This is a genomic window from Gracilibacillus massiliensis (assembly GCF_001458115.1).
In the GTDB taxonomy this organism is placed as follows: domain Bacteria; phylum Bacillota; class Bacilli; order Bacillales; family Amphibacillaceae; genus Gracilibacillus; species Gracilibacillus massiliensis.
This window is the reverse complement of sequence record NZ_CZRP01000013.1, coordinates 212,991-230,493: the sequence shown is the minus strand read 5'-3', so window position 1 is coordinate 230,493 and position 17,503 is coordinate 212,991. Positions and strand designations below refer to the sequence as shown.

The window sequence follows — 17,503 nt, the reverse complement described above, 5'->3', positions numbered from 1 at the left end:
TAATTTTTATTTCTATATTTTGCAAGTTTTTCTTATAAGTTATATGATTAATGTATGAAATTTGTTTACAGGAAGGAAATTATCAATGATAGGAATTACTAAAGAATATTGGAATGATATACCATTATTACATGTAGTCGATCAAGAAAAAAAGGAGCAAGCTTTGCCTACATTAACCTATATACATGGATTCACAAGTGCCAAAGAACATAATTTACCACTCGCTTTTTTAATGGCAGAAAAGGGATACCGTGTGATTTTGCCAGATATGATGCTACATGGCGATCGTGAAGAAGAGATAACTGATCAAGAAAGAGAGTTGCGTTTTTTCGAAATTGTAAAACAAAACTTAGACGATATTGAAAGCATTTATGAAGAATTAGTAACAAAGCAATTATTGGACGGTAACCGATTTGGTTTAGCTGGGACAAGTATGGGTGGTATTACGACTGCAGCTGCACTTACACAGTTCTCATGGATCAAAACTGCTGGTATTCTGATGGGTTCACCTAAAATAACGGAATATGCTCAACAATTAATTGGATTTATGACTTCGCAAAACAAGGAATTACCGCTTTCAGAAGAACAGATTGTATTATTGTTGGATGAATTAAGAGAAATGGATTTATCATTACAAAAGGAAAAGTTATTTGGTAGGCCATTATTTTTCTGGCATGGTGAAGATGATAAAGTGGTACCATTTAATCATGCGTATAGTTTTTATGAGAAAGCAATCGACCATTATAAAAATCCCGAAAATATTCGATTTTTAAAAGAAATAGGCCGTGGACACAAGGTAAGTCGATTTGCAATTGTGGAATTCACAAAATGGTTAGAATATCAGCTGTGATATAAATCATTTAAAAAATAGTGAATATGTTTTATAATAGAGATAAGAGTTTGAAGGAGGGATAGATATGGATCAAGCATTAGAAGAAAATTTAATGGGAGCTTTGGAAAATGTGATTGACCCGGAGCTTGGAATAGATATTGTCAATTTAGGTCTTGTATATGGTGTTGACCTTAATGATGAAGGGATTGCAACTGTTACGATGACTTTAACAGCTATGGGATGCCCACTAGCTGGTCATATTGAGCAAGACGTGAAACGTGTAATGGAAGATCTACCTGAAGTAAAAGATACAGAAGTAGATATCGTTTGGAATCCACCGTGGTCCAAAGACCGTATGTCAAGATATGCAAAAATCGCTCTAGGTATTCCAGATTAATACAAAAAAAGCGTCCTTTTACAAGGCCGCTTTTTTTTATGTTTTAACTCTCCTTTAAAGAAGCAGGAAAGCAATGATCCCGACGATAAAGCAATAAAAAGCAAAATATTTTAAATTACCTTTTGCCATAACATTCATAAACCAACGTAGGGAATAATAAGTTGCTATGAGTGCAGCAATAAATGCGATTAAATAAGGAATCCACATTGTATTGAAACCCTCATCTCTAACAACATCTCCAACGGACAAGGCCATTGTGCCAACGCTGACAGGGATAAACATTAAAAATGAAAATCGTAGAGCAGTTTCTTGCTTCATACCTAATAACATCGCAGCCACAATCGTTGCACCGGATCGACTGATACCTGGAACTAATGCTACAGCTTGAGCAAGGCCTACTATAATTGCATCTTTGAATGTTAATGCACCATCGTTTTTGTCCCCTCGCAAATTGCGAATGATCCATAAAGCGATACCGGTTATAAATAAGGTAATACCAACCATTTTCGCATTACCAGCAAATGTGTCCGCAATTATATCTTCAAACAATAGTCCAATAACAGCTGCCGGTATTGTTGCAACCACTAAATAAATAATAAACATGAAATCATCATGGTATTCTTTATTTTTGGTAATGATATAATTGATGCCATTTTTTGCAATCTTAATAATATCCTTACCATAGATAATGAGTACTGCGATAAGTGAACCAAAATTCACTAAGACTTCAAATGATAAATTGTCGATTCCAGTTAACCCAAATAAATCTTTTGCCATTACTAAATGCCCGCTAGATGAAATCGGAATAGGTTCCGTAAAACCTTGTAATAAACCTAAAAATAAATATTTAATTAATATGAAAATCTCTTCCATATAGACATCCCCCTAAAAATAACCTTCCATAAAGATAACCCTTGTCACTATATTGATGACAAGGGTTATCTGTTAGGTCGAAAGTGAATATTAACATATTTAGCACGGCCCTAACCGTCCGTAATAAGCTCACGAGTGGAAGTCTGAATTATTCATCTTCCTTTAAGATGCCATCCCCTAAAACAATAGCAGCAATAGCAAAAATTGCAGCAACTGAAATAGCTGAAGGTAAATTAAATGCTTGACCACCCATACTAGTTAATACGTATGAAACAACTGTTAAAATTATAACTGCCCAAAAAATCGTTGCAAAATATTTCATCGTCTCACCTCTCTATCTATTTTGTATCAAAAAGCTTTTATTATCAATATGTATATCCTTACGTATTTAATATTTATCACGGTGTAACCGTCCGTAATTCCAGCTTCCAATTTCATGTAATAACAGAGAAACGCACGAACAGTAACTTCCTGATAATTCTCAATTAATAGTTTACCAAATAATCTTCATAAAATAAATAAAAATATATGTATTTCCTTAAAATATGATAGTTATGTGAATAGTATTTTTACCAAAGTGTTAACCGCCTGAAGTTTCGAACTCCCACTGCTTGCAGTTTAACTTTATGGGTGTTTTTTCACAATTGTAATCAATTTGTAATGATTTCGCGGTTTACGGATAGTAAAGTAAGCGATAAAATAGTCCTAAGAGTAAATAAGATCATGAAGTCATTGCTTAAGGAGTGCGGATTTTGAAAAAATTAACCACTACGCTCGCTATTGTCTTTATCATAATCATAATGTTCACATTATTATCCGGCTGTCAATCCAATGCCAATGGCGAAAAAATTGAACGCGTTGGCATGTTAATTGAGCATACCATTCATGATCAAACATGGGGAAATAAAGGGTATCGAGGGTTGCTGGATATTCAGGAAGAACATAATATGGATGTTTTTTTTCGTGAAGGTGTTCAAACACAACAACAAGTAAATATTGCGGTCGAAGAATTAGCAAACCAAGGTGTTCAAGTCATTATCGGGCATAGTAGTATTTTTGGTGAATACTTTAATCACATAAACGATTCCTATCCCGATATTACGTTTGTTTATGTGAACGGAGGATATTCAGACGATAATTTAATAAGTTTAAACTTTAACTCATTGTCGATGGGGTTCTTCGCAGGGATGATTGCAGGTGAAATGACGGAATCAAATCGTGTCGGCATAATTGCTGCTTACGAGTGGCAACCAGAAGTAGAAGGTTTTTATGAAGGGGTACTTTATCAAAATAGTGATGCGATGGTTGATATTCAATATGTATATGATTGGGACGAAAAGGAGTTAGCGTTGGACCATTATGAGAGGATGGTTAACAGTAATGTCGATGTCGTCTATCCAGCTGGTGATGCTTATAGTGTATCGATTGTTGAAGATGTGATGAATGATGGTATTTATTCAATAGGATACGTGAATGATCAACAAGCCATTGGAGGACAATCGGTATTAACAAGTACCATCCAACATATTGACAAACTCTATGTATATGCGATTAACCAGTTACAAGAAGGTGAATTAGAAGGTGGCATTTATAACTTTGGTTTTGCAGAAGAAGTTATCACAATGGGGCCATATAGTAATCACTTACCTGAACGCTTCACAGAGAACGTAAATAAGATCATATCAGAATATACAGAAAGTGGTTTATTACCTCACCAAAAATGAGCAATCCAGTACATAATGCTACTACGGACAATTAATACAGTGAAAAGAAACTAGCAGTTGGACATTCACCAACAGCTAGTTTTTTTGAAAGTATCAACCTTTGGCATATAAGGAAAGTGGGCATCCTTAGCGGGTTTTACAGACAAAAAAGACTGGGATGTAATTTATTTTTTTATTTCAGACACTAATGATTTATTATAAATTGATGATATCAGGAAACTGCGCATGATGTAGTAATTTTGAGATAATGTTTGTGCGTAGAAACCGCTACGGCTTGTCCGCTTCCCTTTCCACCGCTTCTTCTCCTCAGCTAACTTTGGAAAGCAAAAACCGCTTGCCAAAGTGGATCTTCGGATAAAAACATGCCGTAGGAGTTGAAGCGGACGTCTACGCTAATTTGATATTTTACAACGCTAGCATGAGGTAGCATTATGCCATTTCTATTATGTCTATTATGTAAAAAAAGAAATAATAAGATAACCGCTCAAAATGCTATCTGTCACAGCAGTTGTAGAACAAATATATAAGCGCAGACCGCCCACTTTCACTCCTGTGGGAACGTTTTACCTGAAGATCCACTTTTTTAGCGTTCTTTGCTTAAAAAGTTAGCTGAAGGTAAAACCCCACTGCATAGAAAACACTACGAAAGCTTGCTTGAGTAGATGTTGCACATGTGCCCGTGGTAAAAGGAAAGTGGGCAGCCGGAGCGGATGTTTATCTGACAATACATTTCAAAATTACCACTTTGGCTAATACATACACATCGGTTATTGCGTAGTTTGTTCCTAAAATCCAATCGATTTCAAATTCTACTGCCCTGGCTTCTTTTTTTATATGCAAGGGATAATTGGGTGAGGATGTTACTTAAATGGGTTTTTAATGAATTTTTTAAATGGAGACAATTTTTGATAAGTATCATTTACTAACTGGATCGTTTGAAACAAATCAAATGACTCCTCTGATTCTTCTGATAAATCATCATCTTTTACCACATCTTCCTTCGTTTGGCGCTTACCGAACATCATGTCATCAAAACGATTTGTTTGTTGCTGTTCGCTCATAAAAGATCCCTCCAATACTATATGGTATGAATAAATGATCACACTGGCTGGGTTAATTCAATAAATTAGACTTGAAAAAAATAAAAGTTTACGATAAAATTAGTACCAAGTCTTAATATTTGATAATAATTCCTTTGAGAGGAAGGATAATGATGATGAAAGCAGGGATTTTAGGTACCGGACATTTTGTACCTGAAAAAATACTGACCAACAAAGATATGGAACAAATTGTAGATACTAATGATGAATGGATTCGCACGAGAACAGGTATAGAAGAGCGACGAATCGCAGCAGATAATGAAGATACATCAGATATGGCTTTTAAAGCAGCAGACCAGGCATTGCAAGAAGCAGGATTAACGGGAGAAGATCTTGACCTAATACTAGTAGCAACCGTTACACCTGATCAGCCTTTTCCAACTGTTGCATGTAAATTGCAGGATCGTCTAAAGGCCAATAAAGCAGCTGCCATGGATATAAGTGCTGCTTGTGCAGGGTTTATGTATGGTATGATTACCGCAAAACAATTTATTGAAACAGGCGCTTATAAACATGTACTCATAATAGGTGCAGAGAAATTATCGAAGATTACGGATTGGACTGATCGCAACACCTGTGTTCTTTTCGGTGATGGAGCAGGGGCAGCTATAATGGGTCCAGTTAGTGAAGATAAAGGAGTATTATCGTTTGAGTTAGGTGCAGACGGCAGTGGTGGTCAGCATTTGGCACAAAATGATGATTATATTTTTATGAATGGAAGAGAAGTATTCAAATTCGCTGTTCGACAAATGCCGGAATCTTCAGTACATGTTGTCGAAAAGGCAGGATATGATAAAGAAGATGTAGATTATTTAATACCACACCAAGCAAATATTAGAATTATGGAAGCAGCTAGACAGCGTTTAGGTATTGCTGAAGATCGAATGGCGGTTAATGTCAATAAGTATGGAAACACGTCAGCAGCATCGATACCGATTGCTTTGTCTGAAGGTGTAAAAAACGGTAAAATAAAAGAAAATGATTTAGTTGTCCTTGTTGGTTTCGGTGGAGGCTTAACATGGGGAGCTGTTGCATTAAAATGGGGTAAATAGAAGGAAAAGGGAGGAATCGTAATGAAAAAAAATCGAGTAGTTATTACTGGTATGGGTGCTGTAACACCATTAGGCAATAAAGTGAATCAATTTTGGGATCATTTAAAATCAGGTACTTCTGGGATCGATTATGTTACGAAAGTAAATAAAGACGACTTTCCGGCGAAAGTGGCTGGTGAGATTAAAGACTGGGATCCAACCGAATACATGGAGAAAAAAGAAGCTAAACGGATGGACTTATTCACACAGTATGCGGTAGGTGCAGCAAAAATGGCTGTAGAAGATGCTAACCTAGATATTACCGATGAAATTGCGCCACGTGTAGGGGTGTGGATCGGTTCTGGTATTGGTGGCATGGCAACATATGACGAGCAATTTAGAAAATTTATGGATAAAGGCTACCGTAGAGTTAGTCCATTTTTCGTTCCAATGTTAATTCCAGATATGGCAGCAGGACAGGTTTCGATTCAACTAGGAGCCAAAGGGATTAATAACTGTTCGGTAACGGCATGTGCTTCAGGTGCGAACTCGATTGGTGATGCCTATAAAGTTATCGAGCGTGGAGATGCCGATTATATGATAACAGGTGGAGCAGAAGCGCCATTAACTCCAATGTCGTTCGCGGGCTTTTCAACTGCTAAAGCATTATCATTTAATGATGATCCGAAGACAGCGAGCAGACCTTTTGATAAAAATCGTGATGGTTTCGTAATGGGCGAAGGTGCCGGTATTTTGGTGATTGAATCATTAGAATCAGCACAACAACGTGGTGCGACCATCTATGCTGAAATTGTCGGTTATGGTGCATCTGGTGATGCCTATCACATTACATCACCTGCCCCAGAAGGAGAAGGGGCAGCACGTGCAATGCAGCAGGCAATTGACGATGCAGGGATCTCACCTGAAGAAGTTGACTATGTCAATGCTCATGGAACGAGTACAGAATATAATGATTCTTTTGAAACGCAAGCTATTAAGACTGTTTTTAAAGATCACGCATATCAATTTAATGTCTCTTCAACAAAGTCAATGACAGGACATTTATTAGGGGCAGCAGGTGCGATTGAATCGATCGCTTGTGTAAAAGCTATTCAAGACAGTATTCTACCGCCAACCGTTAATTATGAAACACCTGATGAAGCATGTGACCTTAATTATGTGCCAAACAAGGCAATCGAAAAAGAAGTAAATATAGCGATAAGTAACTCCTTAGGCTTTGGTGGGCATAATGTAACATTAGCCTTTAAAAAATATCAAGGATAAATGAAAAATATAAAAACCGACCGGTTCAAATTCTCCAAAGAATTTAGATCGGTCGGTTTTTCGTTGCATAAAAGCTGGACAAAGCGACAAAACCCTGGTGGTAATTATGAGATTTTAGAACTGCGTAACAATCGCTCCGGCTTGTCCATTTCCCTTTCCGCGGGTTTTTCTCCTCAGCTAACTTTTTAAGCAAAGTTCGCTTAAAAAGTGGATCTTCGGATAAAAACTTCCCGCAGGAGTGGAAACGGACGCCTGCGCTTTTTAATGCTCTTCAACTAAAGCAAGAATAATCATGTTGGCGGTATTCCATATTGTCTATTCATTTGTCTTTAGATTACCTATCATAATTAACAAAATATGTTCATATCTGTAATAATCCAAAATGCTAGCATTTGCAATAGTTGTAGAATTTGATTCAGCGAAGGCGGCCACTTCCACTCCTGTGGGATCGTTTTCCCTGAAGATCCACTTTTCCATGCGGTTTTTGCTTGGAAAAGTTAGCTGAAGGGAAAACCCCACTGCATAGAAAACACTACGAAAGCTTGCTTGAGTAGATGTTGCACTTGTGCCCGTGGTAAAAGGGAAGTGGGCAAGCCGCAGCGGTTTCTGTGGGCATATATCATTTCAAAATGGTTATCTCAGTTATACCGCATAATCCTTCAAATGTTCATTTATTATGTTTGTGTTTGAGAGTATTACATCTGCTTTCATCTTTAGTAATAGATTTACTGCTTGTACATATACTTTTATAAACGGTTAAGGGGCGGTTTGGTGTGATTTATGTTTTGATTTTTTTAGTAGGTTTTGGTTTATCGATTTCTGGAGGAATTTCCATCATTCTTTATTTGAATTTTATTCCTGCAGGTTTAACCATTATCGATTATCTAGCAATTATCCAAACTAAAATAGAGTGTTATTTTTTATTAATAGGAATAATAATTATGGGAATCTCTGTCCAAAAAATGTCACTTTTTTCTGTAAAATAATAACAAGAAAAGAATAAATTAATCTCTATTGGTCATACTGTTGGATAAACAGATTAGCAAAAGTGAGGGTTCGTCATATGTTATATGTGCATGATGTATGGGTCAATTGGTTTGAAGGTGAAGAGAACGGATATAATATCTGTTCATTTCATGAATGGCGAAAATCTGATGGTATTGAAATTCTAGATCAAGCTCCTGTGTTATTCATCGATGGCCAAACCTTTCAGTATATTGAAAATGATCTGCAAGATATCCCCCAAACTATGTTAGATCAAATCTATCAACGAGCGTATATTCGAAAGAATCAAGAACGGAAAGTACTGGATTATGCCTGTATTCTTACTGATGGGAAGTCAATATTAGCAATTGATACAATGGGATATCATATACCAATCAGAAAAAGTAGGTTGATTCCACGACAAGAACGCTTGGTGTTGGATTTAATACAAGGTAGAACAGCAAAGACATTTCAAATTCCAAATTACACAGATAAAGAATTTCATATTTTATCATTACCTCCGGAGTATATGGTAGGTTTAACAAGGAAAGAACGTCAGCTAAAACAATTGCTAATGATTGCACTAGATCAGTTAGAAGTAGGGAATTGTTTAGAAGAGATAAGATATTGGCTAACAGAATGGTCACCGGAAAACTATTCGAAGATTAAAAATATGTCGCATAAACAAGCATGGAATTCTCTCTATCAAGAATTGGTAGAAGGTTGGAGTGAACGGCACGAATTGTTTTGTAGACAAATTATCAAAGGCCAAACCTTTTACGAAGATATCTGGGAAAGAGAACAACAACCCTATCCAACCAAGTCCTTGCGTTCATAAGAAGATTGTTAAGCCAAGTAAGGAAGTATAAAAACAACTCCCGTTTTATCAAAACGGGAGTTGTTTTTATTTTTTCTTCTTTTTTACTCTTCCAAGGCCCATTGCTTTTTTTGCTTTACGAAGCATTTTGTTGGCAACGAAATCTGCTTTGTCAGCACCTTGATCTAACAAATCGTCTAACTCCTCGGATTCGATTAGTTCATAATAGCGCTCTTGTATTGGACGCAAGGCGTTGATAACAGCATTTGCTGTATCCTGTTTAAATTCTCCGTAACCTTTATCTAGATATTTCTGTTCCAATTCTGCTATCGATTCGCCAGTACAACTAGCATAGATAGTTAACAAATTGCTAACACCTGGTTTATTCTCTTTATCGTATTTCACAATACCATCAGAATCTGTAACAGCACTTTTAATTTTCTTTTCTATTTGCTTTTCTGTGTCTAACATAAAGATAGACGCTTTTTGATTCTCATCTGACTTGCTCATTTTTTTTGTTGGTTCTTGTAATGACATAATACGTGCACCAACTTTTGGGATACTTATCTCTGGAACTGTAAAAATGTCATTATATCGATGGTTAAAACGTTGAGCTAAATCACGTGTTAACTCCAAATGCTGTTTTTGATCCTCGCCTACCGGTACGATATCGGTATTATAAAGTAGGATATCTGCTGCCATCAGTGGTGGGTAGGTTAATAAACCGGCCGAGACAGCTTCTTTTCCTTTTGACTTGTCTTTAAATTGTGTCATTCTCTCTAGTTCACCTATGTAACTTACCGTTTGTAACATCCATCCTAATTGAGTATGTGCTGAAACCTCAGATTGTATGAAAAGTACTGATTTATCAGGATCAATACCTGATGCGATATACAAGGCTGCTAAAGACTTGATGTTTTCGCGTAGTTGTAAACGATCTTGTGGTACTGTTATCGCATGTTCATCTACGACACAAAAGTAACACTCATTGTCTTCTTGGAGTTCAACAAAATGCTTCATTGCCCCTAAATAATTACCTAAAGTTAGCGTTCCACTCGGTTGAATACCTGAAAAAATTTTCTTCATTTCCTTCACCTCTATTATCAATGGTTTTAATGGTTCTAAAGTATCACTTGAAAGCTAAGTATCTAATCACGATGAGAGGGAATATAAAACTCCCATTGATAGATGTCTCACTTTTAAATTTTTCTGCAATAAAAAAAGCCCATTCTTCTCCCGAGTTAAGGGACGAATGAACCGCGGTGCCACCCTTGTTATCACAAAAATTGTGATCACTTATCCGTTACTAGTAATGCCTAGCTACACAGAAAATAGTATCGAAAAACCCCAAATTCCTCTTTGCATAGTACCTATTCTCAGCATGCTTAGGCTCTCTTCAACTAGCGGCAAATGAGTACTCCGTTTTTCATTTTCTTAACAATATATTTTATTGAATTATATAGAATTTTTAAGTATTTTTCAAGCATCTTTAGAGATAATGAAAAATTAAAAGAATTAGCATAAAGAAATTAAGTATTATTCCATGTAATAGAAAGAAATAGATACTCTTATTATTTATCTGCTCAGATGGGAGTCTTTGCTCATCCGTAACTAAAACTGAACCTTTATGACTAGAAAATATCTTTCTGAAACTTTTAGCCGTGATGTCAAAAAAACGCTTTGAAACTACATATAAATATAATCCATTGATTAAATAAGTAATTGCTAAATAAAAAATTGTATTAATCAAAGTAATTAACATCATTTTCTGATGAATAATCATTGTAATTGTTAGGCATGCTAAGACATGAAAGATGAACAATACTATATGCTTATAATATTTTTGCAATTAGATCTTCCTTTCTATATACGTATTATTACTTATTTTTCAATGAGTATCAATTTTTTAAAAAGACATAAGACAAAGTTACTATTTATATCTATGTAACTACCGATTATTAACGTTTGTGTCGAAATAGTTCAAAAAGTATAGTGAAATATTTGAAACTTAACTGTAACATGTTAATTGTGAAGTTTGTCGATAAAAATAAAAAACATAAGGGGGTAACATCAAGATGAGGCAAACAAAATTGTTTTTATTAGTATTAACTTTTATTTTAACTTTAGTACTGGCAGCGTGTTCTTTTGAAAACGATAACAATAATGAAGATGCACAAGACAGTTCTCAGCAACAAGACACTGAAGAACAATCAGAGGGATCAAAAGGAGACAAAGTATTACGTGTTGCTTCCACTTCGGATATTCCAACCATGGATCCGATTCTAGCAGAAGATAATGTATCGATTCAATATACAGACACGGTATACGAGGGCTTATATCGTTTAGCTCCTGAAGGTGAAATCGTTTCAGGTATTGCTAAAAAAGAGGAAACAGAAGTAAGTGAAGATGAATTAACGTATACATTCCATTTGCGTGAAGATGCACAATGGGAAAACGGGGATCCAGTCACTGCACAAGATTTTGTATATGGTTGGCAACGTGCGATTAATCCAGATAATAAATCATTCTATGCAAATTACTTAATGAGTGGAAAGCTTAAAAATGCAGCCGAAGTATATGCCGGAGATATTGAGCCATCCGAATTAGCAGTTAGTGCTCCAGATGATCATACATTTGTGGTGGAATTAGAAAAACCGGTCCCATATTTTGAATCGTATGCAGCGTTTCCAACATTCTTACCGATGAATCAAGCATTCGTAGAAGAACAAGGTGATGACTTTGCGTTAGCACCAGAAAACATTCTTTCCAATGGGCCATTCAAAATGACAGAATGGAACGCTGAAGCTGGTTGGGAATTAGAAAAGAACGAAAATTATTGGGATGCTGAAAATGTAGCGCTAGATGGTATCTCAGTAAAAGTTATTAAAGAAGCAGATACCGCATTATCTAACTATGAAGTAGGCGAACTAGATCGTGTTTCACTATCAGGTGCACAAGTAAAAGACAATCAAACAAGTCCTGAATTTAATTCGTTAGCTGAAACAAGTGTATTCTGGATGAAAATGAATCAAGCGTCCGAATCTGCTAGTGAAGAAATGCAAAATTTAAATTTTAGAAAAGCATTAGCAAAAGCTTTTGACAAGCAAGCATATATCGATGTTGTTTATGGTAATGACTCTAATCCAGTCAACTTCTTTGTTCCAGAAAATTTTGTCGAACATCCTGAAACAGGTGAAGACTTCCAAACCGGGAGTGACGTATTGGCTTATGATGTAGAAGCTGCAAAAGAAGCATGGAATATGGCTAAAGAAGAATTGGGATTTGAAGAAATAACGCTAAGTTTCTTAAGTGGAGATAGTGATGTAGCAAAAAATATAAGTGAATTTATGAAAACAGAACTAGAAAAGAACCTTGAAGGCTTAACAATTGAAGCTGTGAATGTACCTTGGGCACAGCAACTTGAGATAATGCGTGAACAAGACTATGAATTAGCTGTCTCAGGTTGGGGACCTGACTACAAAGATGCAATTTCATTTGTAGACCTGTGGATAACAGATGGTGAAAACAACGATATTGGTTACTCAAATCAAGAGTATGACGAACTTGTTAATGCTGCAAAAGGAGAATTAGCGACAAATCCTGTTGAACGTTTTGAAGCAATGCAAGAAGCAGAAAAAATTGCACTGGAAGATGCTGCCATCGCACCAATTATGCAACGTAAAACGTCCGTGCTTGCTAAAGGCTATGTGAAAGGAATGGATCAATTAAATCCATTTGGTAATGATTACAGCTTTAAATACGTTGACCTTGAAAAATAAGCTAAGTTCATCTGATTTGAGAGCATGAGGTTAAGGGAGTATAGCATATCTATTGGATTGCTATACTCTCTTTTGCCCTGTTCACATAGAAATCGTAGTTAACTTTTATTGTTTAGGAGGTGCAAATGATGGTCAAGTACATTATTCAACGAATCGTCTATATGTTAATTACATTATTTATAATAGCAACCGCTACATTTGTTCTGATGCAATTTTTGCCTGGCTCTCCTTTTAATGAATTAGGCGGAAAAATGACGGCAGAACAAGAAGAAATACTTTTGGAAGAATATGGATTAAATGATCCTGTGCCTGTTCAGTACGTTAGATATATTAGTAATATGCTTCAAGGTGACTTAGGTGTATCTTTTCAATATGATAATCGTTCTGTTACAAGCATTATACTTGATCGGTTGGGACCATCCGCACACTTAGGTGCCCAAGCATTAGTGATAGGCTCTATCCTCGGAATCATATTAGGAATGGTCGCTGCAATAAGACACAATACTTGGGTTGATTATTCGTCCAATGTGATTGCGGTAATTGGTATATCGATTCCTTCTTTTGTATTTGCAGGTTTATTGCAATATTATTTAGCGGTGCAATGGAGGATTTTTCCCCCGTCATTCTGGGAAGGACCTATTTATACTGTATTACCTACAATCGCTTTGATGATTTTTCCAATGGCTATTTGTGCTAGGTTTATGCGTACAGAGATGCTTGAAGTATTAGGGTCTGATTATATTGAATTAGCACGGGCAAAAGGAGTATCCAATAATACGATTATGTTCAAACATGCCCTAAGAAATGCTTTAATTCCAGTGATAACGGTTTTAGGACCAATGACAGTAAGTTTAATGACAGGAACGCTTGTAGTTGAGCAAATCTTTGCCATTCCAGGTATTGGAGAACAATTCGTCAGATCGATAAGTGTAAATGATTATCCCGTAATTATGGGAACGACGATGCTATTTTCTGTTTTATTTGTCGTGGTAATATTAATTGTTGATTTACTATATGGCTTGATAGATCCAAGAATTCGTTTAACAGGAGGGAAGGACTAATGGATAAAGAACCTACGTATAATCGAGAAAAGTTCAAACGCATTCAGCTTACAGAGGATGCCGGTGAACAATTATCACGTCCACAACTCTCCTATTGGAAGGATGCTTGGTTACGGCTTCGAAAAAATAAAGGTGCCATATTTGGTTTACTTGTATTAGCCTTCATAATTTTACTGGCACTTGTAGGACCATATATGAATAAGTATGAATTTGATGATCCCAATTATGATTTAGCCTACATGCCTCCCAAAGTACAAGGCTTAGAGTGGTTAGGGTTAGATGGAAAACAAACCTACGAGGTACAAGGAAGTACAGAAGAGGATGCAATTAAACGAGGATTAGAAGGCTATGAAATTGATGAGAACTATTTACTTAACTCAGAAGTGATTCTCACTGCAGATGAAAGTGAGAATGGCTATATGACGGTAGCGATGGATGTGGATATCTATGCAGCTAGAGGCCTAGAGGATGAATATTATTGGTTTGGTACCGATAGTATGGGGCGAGACTTATGGACAAGAATATGGAAGGGAACCCAAATATCTTTATATATTGGCTTTCTTGCTGCTTTAATCGATATGGTTGTCGGTGTTTTATATGGTGGAGTTTCTGGTTACTACGGGGGACGTACCGATAATATAATGCAACGAATTATTGAGGTTCTATCAGGTATACCGAATTTAGTGGTTGTTATCCTATTCATTATGTTATTAGACCCTGGTTTGATCGCTATTACAATCGCTCTTACCATCACTGGATGGATCGGAATGGCTCGAATCGTGCGTGGACAAGTTTTAAAACTTGAAAATCAAGAATTTATTTTAGCTGCTCGCACATTAGGAGCAAACGATAAAAGGATTTTAATGAAACACTTAATTCCAAATGTGACGAGTGTCATCATTATTAACACTATGTTTACCATACCGAGTGCGATTTTTTTTGAAGCATTTTTGAGTTTCATTGGTTTAGGCCTGCAACCACCCTATGCTTCATTAGGGACATTGATAGATACAGCATTTGACGATTATCGTGTATTTCCATATATGCTTCTATATCCGGCAGTGATTATTTCTTTACTAATGATTGGCTTTAATATTTTAGCGGATGGTATGCGAGATGCGTTAGATCCGAAAATGAGACGATAAAAAGCGAGGTGAATGAAAATGGCTAATACAATATTAGATGTTCGAAATTTACATGTCACGTTTGATACTTATGGTGGTAAAGTTCAAGCTGTTCGTGGTGTTAATTTTTCATTAAAAAAAGGCGAAACCCTAGCCATCGTTGGTGAATCCGGGTCAGGGAAATCCGTTACCACAAAAGCATTAATGGGATTGGTAGCAAAGCCAGCCGGGAACATTCCAAAAGGCGAAATACTATTTGAAGATAAGAATTTAGCAAAACTTTCTGAAAAACAAATGCAGAAGATCCGTGGCAAAGATTTATCTATGATCTTTCAAGATCCGATGACTTCACTAAATCCGACGATGAAAATAGGAAAGCAGATTATGGAAGGTCTTATCTTACACCAAAATTTATCGAAAAAAAATGCCAAACAGCGTGCACTAGAATTGTTGGAATTAGTAGGAATTCCTGATCCTGTAAAACGAATCAATCAATACCCACATCAGTTTTCTGGAGGAATGAGACAAAGGGTTGTTATCGCTATTGCTCTAGCTTGTAATCCGAAAGTTTTGATTGCAGATGAGCCAACAACGGCACTTGATGTGACGATTCAAGCACAGATTTTGGAATTAATGAAAGATATTCAAAAAAAGATGAATACGTCTATTATTTTCATTACACATGACCTTGGTGTTGTTGCTAATGTAGCAGACCGGGTTGCTGTTATGTATGCAGGCAAAATTGTTGAGATTGGCACAGTAGACGATGTGTTTTATAATCCAAAACATCCGTATACTTGGGGGTTACTAGGCTCAATGCCAACAGTTGATAGTGGTGAAGAAAAATTAGTAGCAATTCCAGGTACACCACCTGATTTAATTCATCCTCCGAAAGGGGATGCCTTTGCAGCTCGGAATGAATACATCATGCAAATTGATCTCGAAGAAGAGCCTCCAATGTTTAAAGTTTCGGATACTCATTATGCTGCAACATGGTTGTTGCATGAAGGTGCACCTGAAGTAAATCCTCCAGAAGCAGTAAAAAAACGGATTAGAGGTACAAAAAGAAATAACACCTCTGATAAGGAGGACATGATCAATGAGTAATGAAAAATTGCTGGAAGTTAAAAATTTAAAGCAACATTTTAATAGTGGCAAAAAAGGTGTCATCAAAGCAGTAGATGGTATTAGTTTCGATATTTATCGTGGAGAAACCTTTGGCTTGGTAGGTGAATCAGGATGTGGAAAATCGACAACAGGTAGGACGATTATTCGTTTGTATGATGCAACAAGTGGTGAAGTGAAATTTAACGGCATCGATGTTCACGGAAAAAAATCAACAAAAAATCTAAAACAGTTTAATCGTCAAATGCAAATGATTTTCCAAGATCCTTACGCATCACTTAACCCAAGAATGACGGTTAAAGAAATTATCTCGGAGGGAATTGTGATTCACGGATTAATTAAAAATGAAAAAGGAAGAACATTGCGTGTTCAAGAATTACTTGAAACAGTTGGTTTAAATAAAGAACATGCTTCCCGTTATCCTCATGAATTTAGTGGAGGTCAGCGCCAGCGTATTGGTATTGCAAGGGCATTAGCGGTAGATCCGGAGTTTATAATTGCTGATGAACCGATTTCTGCATTAGATGTTTCAATACAGGCACAAGTTGTTAACTTGATGAAAGAATTGCAAAAGAAACATCAATTAACTTATTTATTTATTGCTCATGATCTATCGATGGTTAAATATATAAGTGACCGAATAGCGGTGATGTATTACGGAAAAATTGTGGAGTTAGCAGACAGTGAGGAGTTATACGAAAATCCATTACATCCCTATACCCAATCACTTTTATCTGCAATTCCATTACCTGACCCTGACTTTGAACGTAACCGTAAGCGAATGGTATATGACCCTAAAAAGCATGACACACAATATACAGAATTTCGTGAGGTTTCTCCAGATCATTGGGTCTTATGTACCGTAGAAGAATATAAAAACTATAAGCAAGCCATTCAAGAAAAAAAGGGTTTCCTGAAAAAATAGCGAAAACACATTGGACCATAAATATTTTTCCAAACTTCAAATACTGACAATGCATTAGTATTGTTACGTATTATAAAGGTACTGCGTAACAAATGATGTGGTAATTTCGAAATTTTTTAACTGGTTAACAACCGCTCCGGCTGCCCACTTCCCTTTCCATGGAGTTTTCCCTTCAGCTAACTTTTTTTAGCAAAGAACGCTAAAAAAAGTGGATCTTCAGGTAAAACGTTCCCACAGGAGTGAAAGTGGGCGGCCTGCGCTAATATAATGGTTCTACAACTATTGTGCCTGCTAACATTTTGAGCCTGTTACTCCAATAAACGAATTTTTCACATGAAAGTAATGTCATAATACAACCTCATGTTAACGTTGTAGAATATCAAATTAGCGTAGGCGTCCACTTCGACTCCTGAGGGATTAGCATGATCTGAAGATCCACTTTGAAAA

The 17,503-nt window shown here is 36.3% G+C and carries 17 protein-coding genes; 12 read left to right on the top strand and 5 right to left on the bottom strand.

What is annotated here, in order from left to right; translation table 11 throughout:
• Positions 1–85: 85 nt before the first annotated feature.
• Positions 86–850, top strand: a complete 765-nt coding sequence (locus BN3107_RS13390; RefSeq protein ID WP_058308152.1) for a prolyl oligopeptidase family serine peptidase — start codon at positions 86–88, stop codon at positions 848–850.
• A gap of 67 nt (positions 851–917) precedes the next feature.
• Entirely contained in the window at positions 918–1,229 is a 312-nt protein-coding gene (locus tag BN3107_RS13385; protein WP_058308151.1) for a metal-sulfur cluster assembly factor, read from the top strand.
• Positions 1,230–1,283: 54 nt separating this feature from the next.
• Here BN3107_RS13385 and BN3107_RS13380 read toward each other — a convergent pair whose 3' ends face one another.
• Together BN3107_RS13380 and BN3107_RS19450 are read right to left on the bottom strand one after the other, a co-directional pair.
• Positions 1,284–2,102: an undecaprenyl-diphosphate phosphatase gene (locus tag BN3107_RS13380; RefSeq protein WP_058308150.1), complete on the bottom strand. Its 819-nt coding sequence runs from the start codon at positions 2,100–2,102 to the stop codon at positions 1,284–1,286.
• Positions 2,103–2,250: 148 nt separating this feature from the next.
• On the bottom strand, positions 2,251–2,424 hold the full coding sequence (locus tag BN3107_RS19450) for a DUF2929 family protein (RefSeq protein ID WP_073198662.1): 174 nt from the start codon (positions 2,422–2,424) through the stop codon (positions 2,251–2,253).
• A gap of 430 nt (positions 2,425–2,854) precedes the next feature.
• On the opposite strand from BN3107_RS19450, the gene BN3107_RS13375 reads away from it, so the two are divergent.
• Positions 2,855–3,826 carry a BMP family ABC transporter substrate-binding protein gene (locus BN3107_RS13375; RefSeq protein ID WP_231735328.1) on the top strand — a complete coding sequence of 324 codons (972 nt, stop codon included), beginning with the start codon at positions 2,855–2,857 and terminating at the stop codon, positions 3,824–3,826.
• A gap of 860 nt (positions 3,827–4,686) precedes the next feature.
• Here BN3107_RS13375 and BN3107_RS13370 read toward each other — a convergent pair.
• The gene (locus BN3107_RS13370; protein ID WP_058308149.1) at positions 4,687–4,887 is read right to left on the bottom strand and encodes a hypothetical protein; all 201 of its coding nucleotides are present in this window, start codon (positions 4,885–4,887) and stop codon (positions 4,687–4,689) included.
• Positions 4,888–5,042: 155 nt separating this feature from the next.
• Here BN3107_RS13370 and BN3107_RS13365 point away from each other — a divergent pair, with 155 nt between their 5' ends.
• The 4 genes from BN3107_RS13365 to BN3107_RS13350 all read left to right on the top strand — a co-directional run bounded on the left by BN3107_RS13365 (position 5,043) and on the right by BN3107_RS13350 (position 9,063).
• The gene (locus BN3107_RS13365) at positions 5,043–5,978 is read left to right on the top strand and encodes a beta-ketoacyl-ACP synthase III (protein WP_058309243.1); all 936 of its coding nucleotides are present in this window, start codon (positions 5,043–5,045) and stop codon (positions 5,976–5,978) included.
• A gap of 21 nt (positions 5,979–5,999) precedes the next feature.
• Positions 6,000–7,241, top strand: a complete 1,242-nt coding sequence (fabF, locus tag BN3107_RS13360; protein ID WP_058308148.1) for a beta-ketoacyl-ACP synthase II — start codon at positions 6,000–6,002, stop codon at positions 7,239–7,241.
• Positions 7,242–8,014: 773 nt separating this feature from the next.
• Positions 8,015–8,227: a hypothetical protein gene (locus tag BN3107_RS13355; protein ID WP_058308147.1), complete on the top strand. Its 213-nt coding sequence runs from the start codon at positions 8,015–8,017 to the stop codon at positions 8,225–8,227.
• Positions 8,228–8,304: 77 nt separating this feature from the next.
• Positions 8,305–9,063, top strand: coding sequence for a DUF3603 family protein (locus tag BN3107_RS13350; protein WP_058308146.1), 759 nt, complete (start codon positions 8,305–8,307; stop codon positions 9,061–9,063).
• A gap of 66 nt (positions 9,064–9,129) precedes the next feature.
• Here the strand turns inward: BN3107_RS13350 and trpS are convergent, their stop codons facing one another.
• Both trpS and BN3107_RS20345 read right to left on the bottom strand, forming a co-directional pair.
• Entirely contained in the window at positions 9,130–10,128 is a 999-nt protein-coding gene (gene trpS, locus BN3107_RS13345; RefSeq protein WP_058308145.1) for a tryptophan--tRNA ligase, read from the bottom strand.
• Positions 10,129–10,531: 403 nt separating this feature from the next.
• The gene (locus tag BN3107_RS20345) at positions 10,532–10,804 is read right to left on the bottom strand and encodes a DUF3899 domain-containing protein (RefSeq protein ID WP_392389067.1); all 273 of its coding nucleotides are present in this window, start codon (positions 10,802–10,804) and stop codon (positions 10,532–10,534) included.
• Positions 10,805–11,117: 313 nt separating this feature from the next.
• Between BN3107_RS20345 and BN3107_RS13335 the strand changes: the two genes are divergently transcribed.
• The 5 genes from BN3107_RS13335 to BN3107_RS13315 all read left to right on the top strand — a co-directional run bounded on the left by BN3107_RS13335 (position 11,118) and on the right by BN3107_RS13315 (position 17,056).
• The gene (locus BN3107_RS13335; RefSeq protein WP_058308143.1) at positions 11,118–12,821 is read left to right on the top strand and encodes a peptide ABC transporter substrate-binding protein; all 1,704 of its coding nucleotides are present in this window, start codon (positions 11,118–11,120) and stop codon (positions 12,819–12,821) included.
• 128 nt (positions 12,822–12,949) lie between these two features.
• Positions 12,950–13,882 (top strand): oligopeptide ABC transporter permease, encoded by a 933-nt coding sequence (gene opp3b / locus BN3107_RS13330; protein WP_058308142.1) that lies wholly within the window; start codon positions 12,950–12,952, stop codon positions 13,880–13,882.
• Entirely contained in the window at positions 13,882–15,027 is a 1,146-nt protein-coding gene (gene opp3C / locus BN3107_RS13325) for an oligopeptide ABC transporter permease (protein ID WP_058308141.1), read from the top strand. Before opp3b ends, opp3C begins: the two co-directional genes overlap by 1 nt.
• A gap of 12 nt (positions 15,028–15,039) precedes the next feature.
• Positions 15,040–16,113, top strand: a complete 1,074-nt coding sequence (locus tag BN3107_RS13320; protein WP_058308140.1) for an ABC transporter ATP-binding protein — start codon at positions 15,040–15,042, stop codon at positions 16,111–16,113.
• Positions 16,106–17,056, top strand: coding sequence for an ABC transporter ATP-binding protein (locus tag BN3107_RS13315; RefSeq protein ID WP_058308139.1), 951 nt, complete (start codon positions 16,106–16,108; stop codon positions 17,054–17,056). The genes BN3107_RS13320 and BN3107_RS13315 overlap by 8 nt, the downstream gene beginning before the upstream one ends.
• Positions 17,057–17,503: the final 447 nt, after the last annotated feature.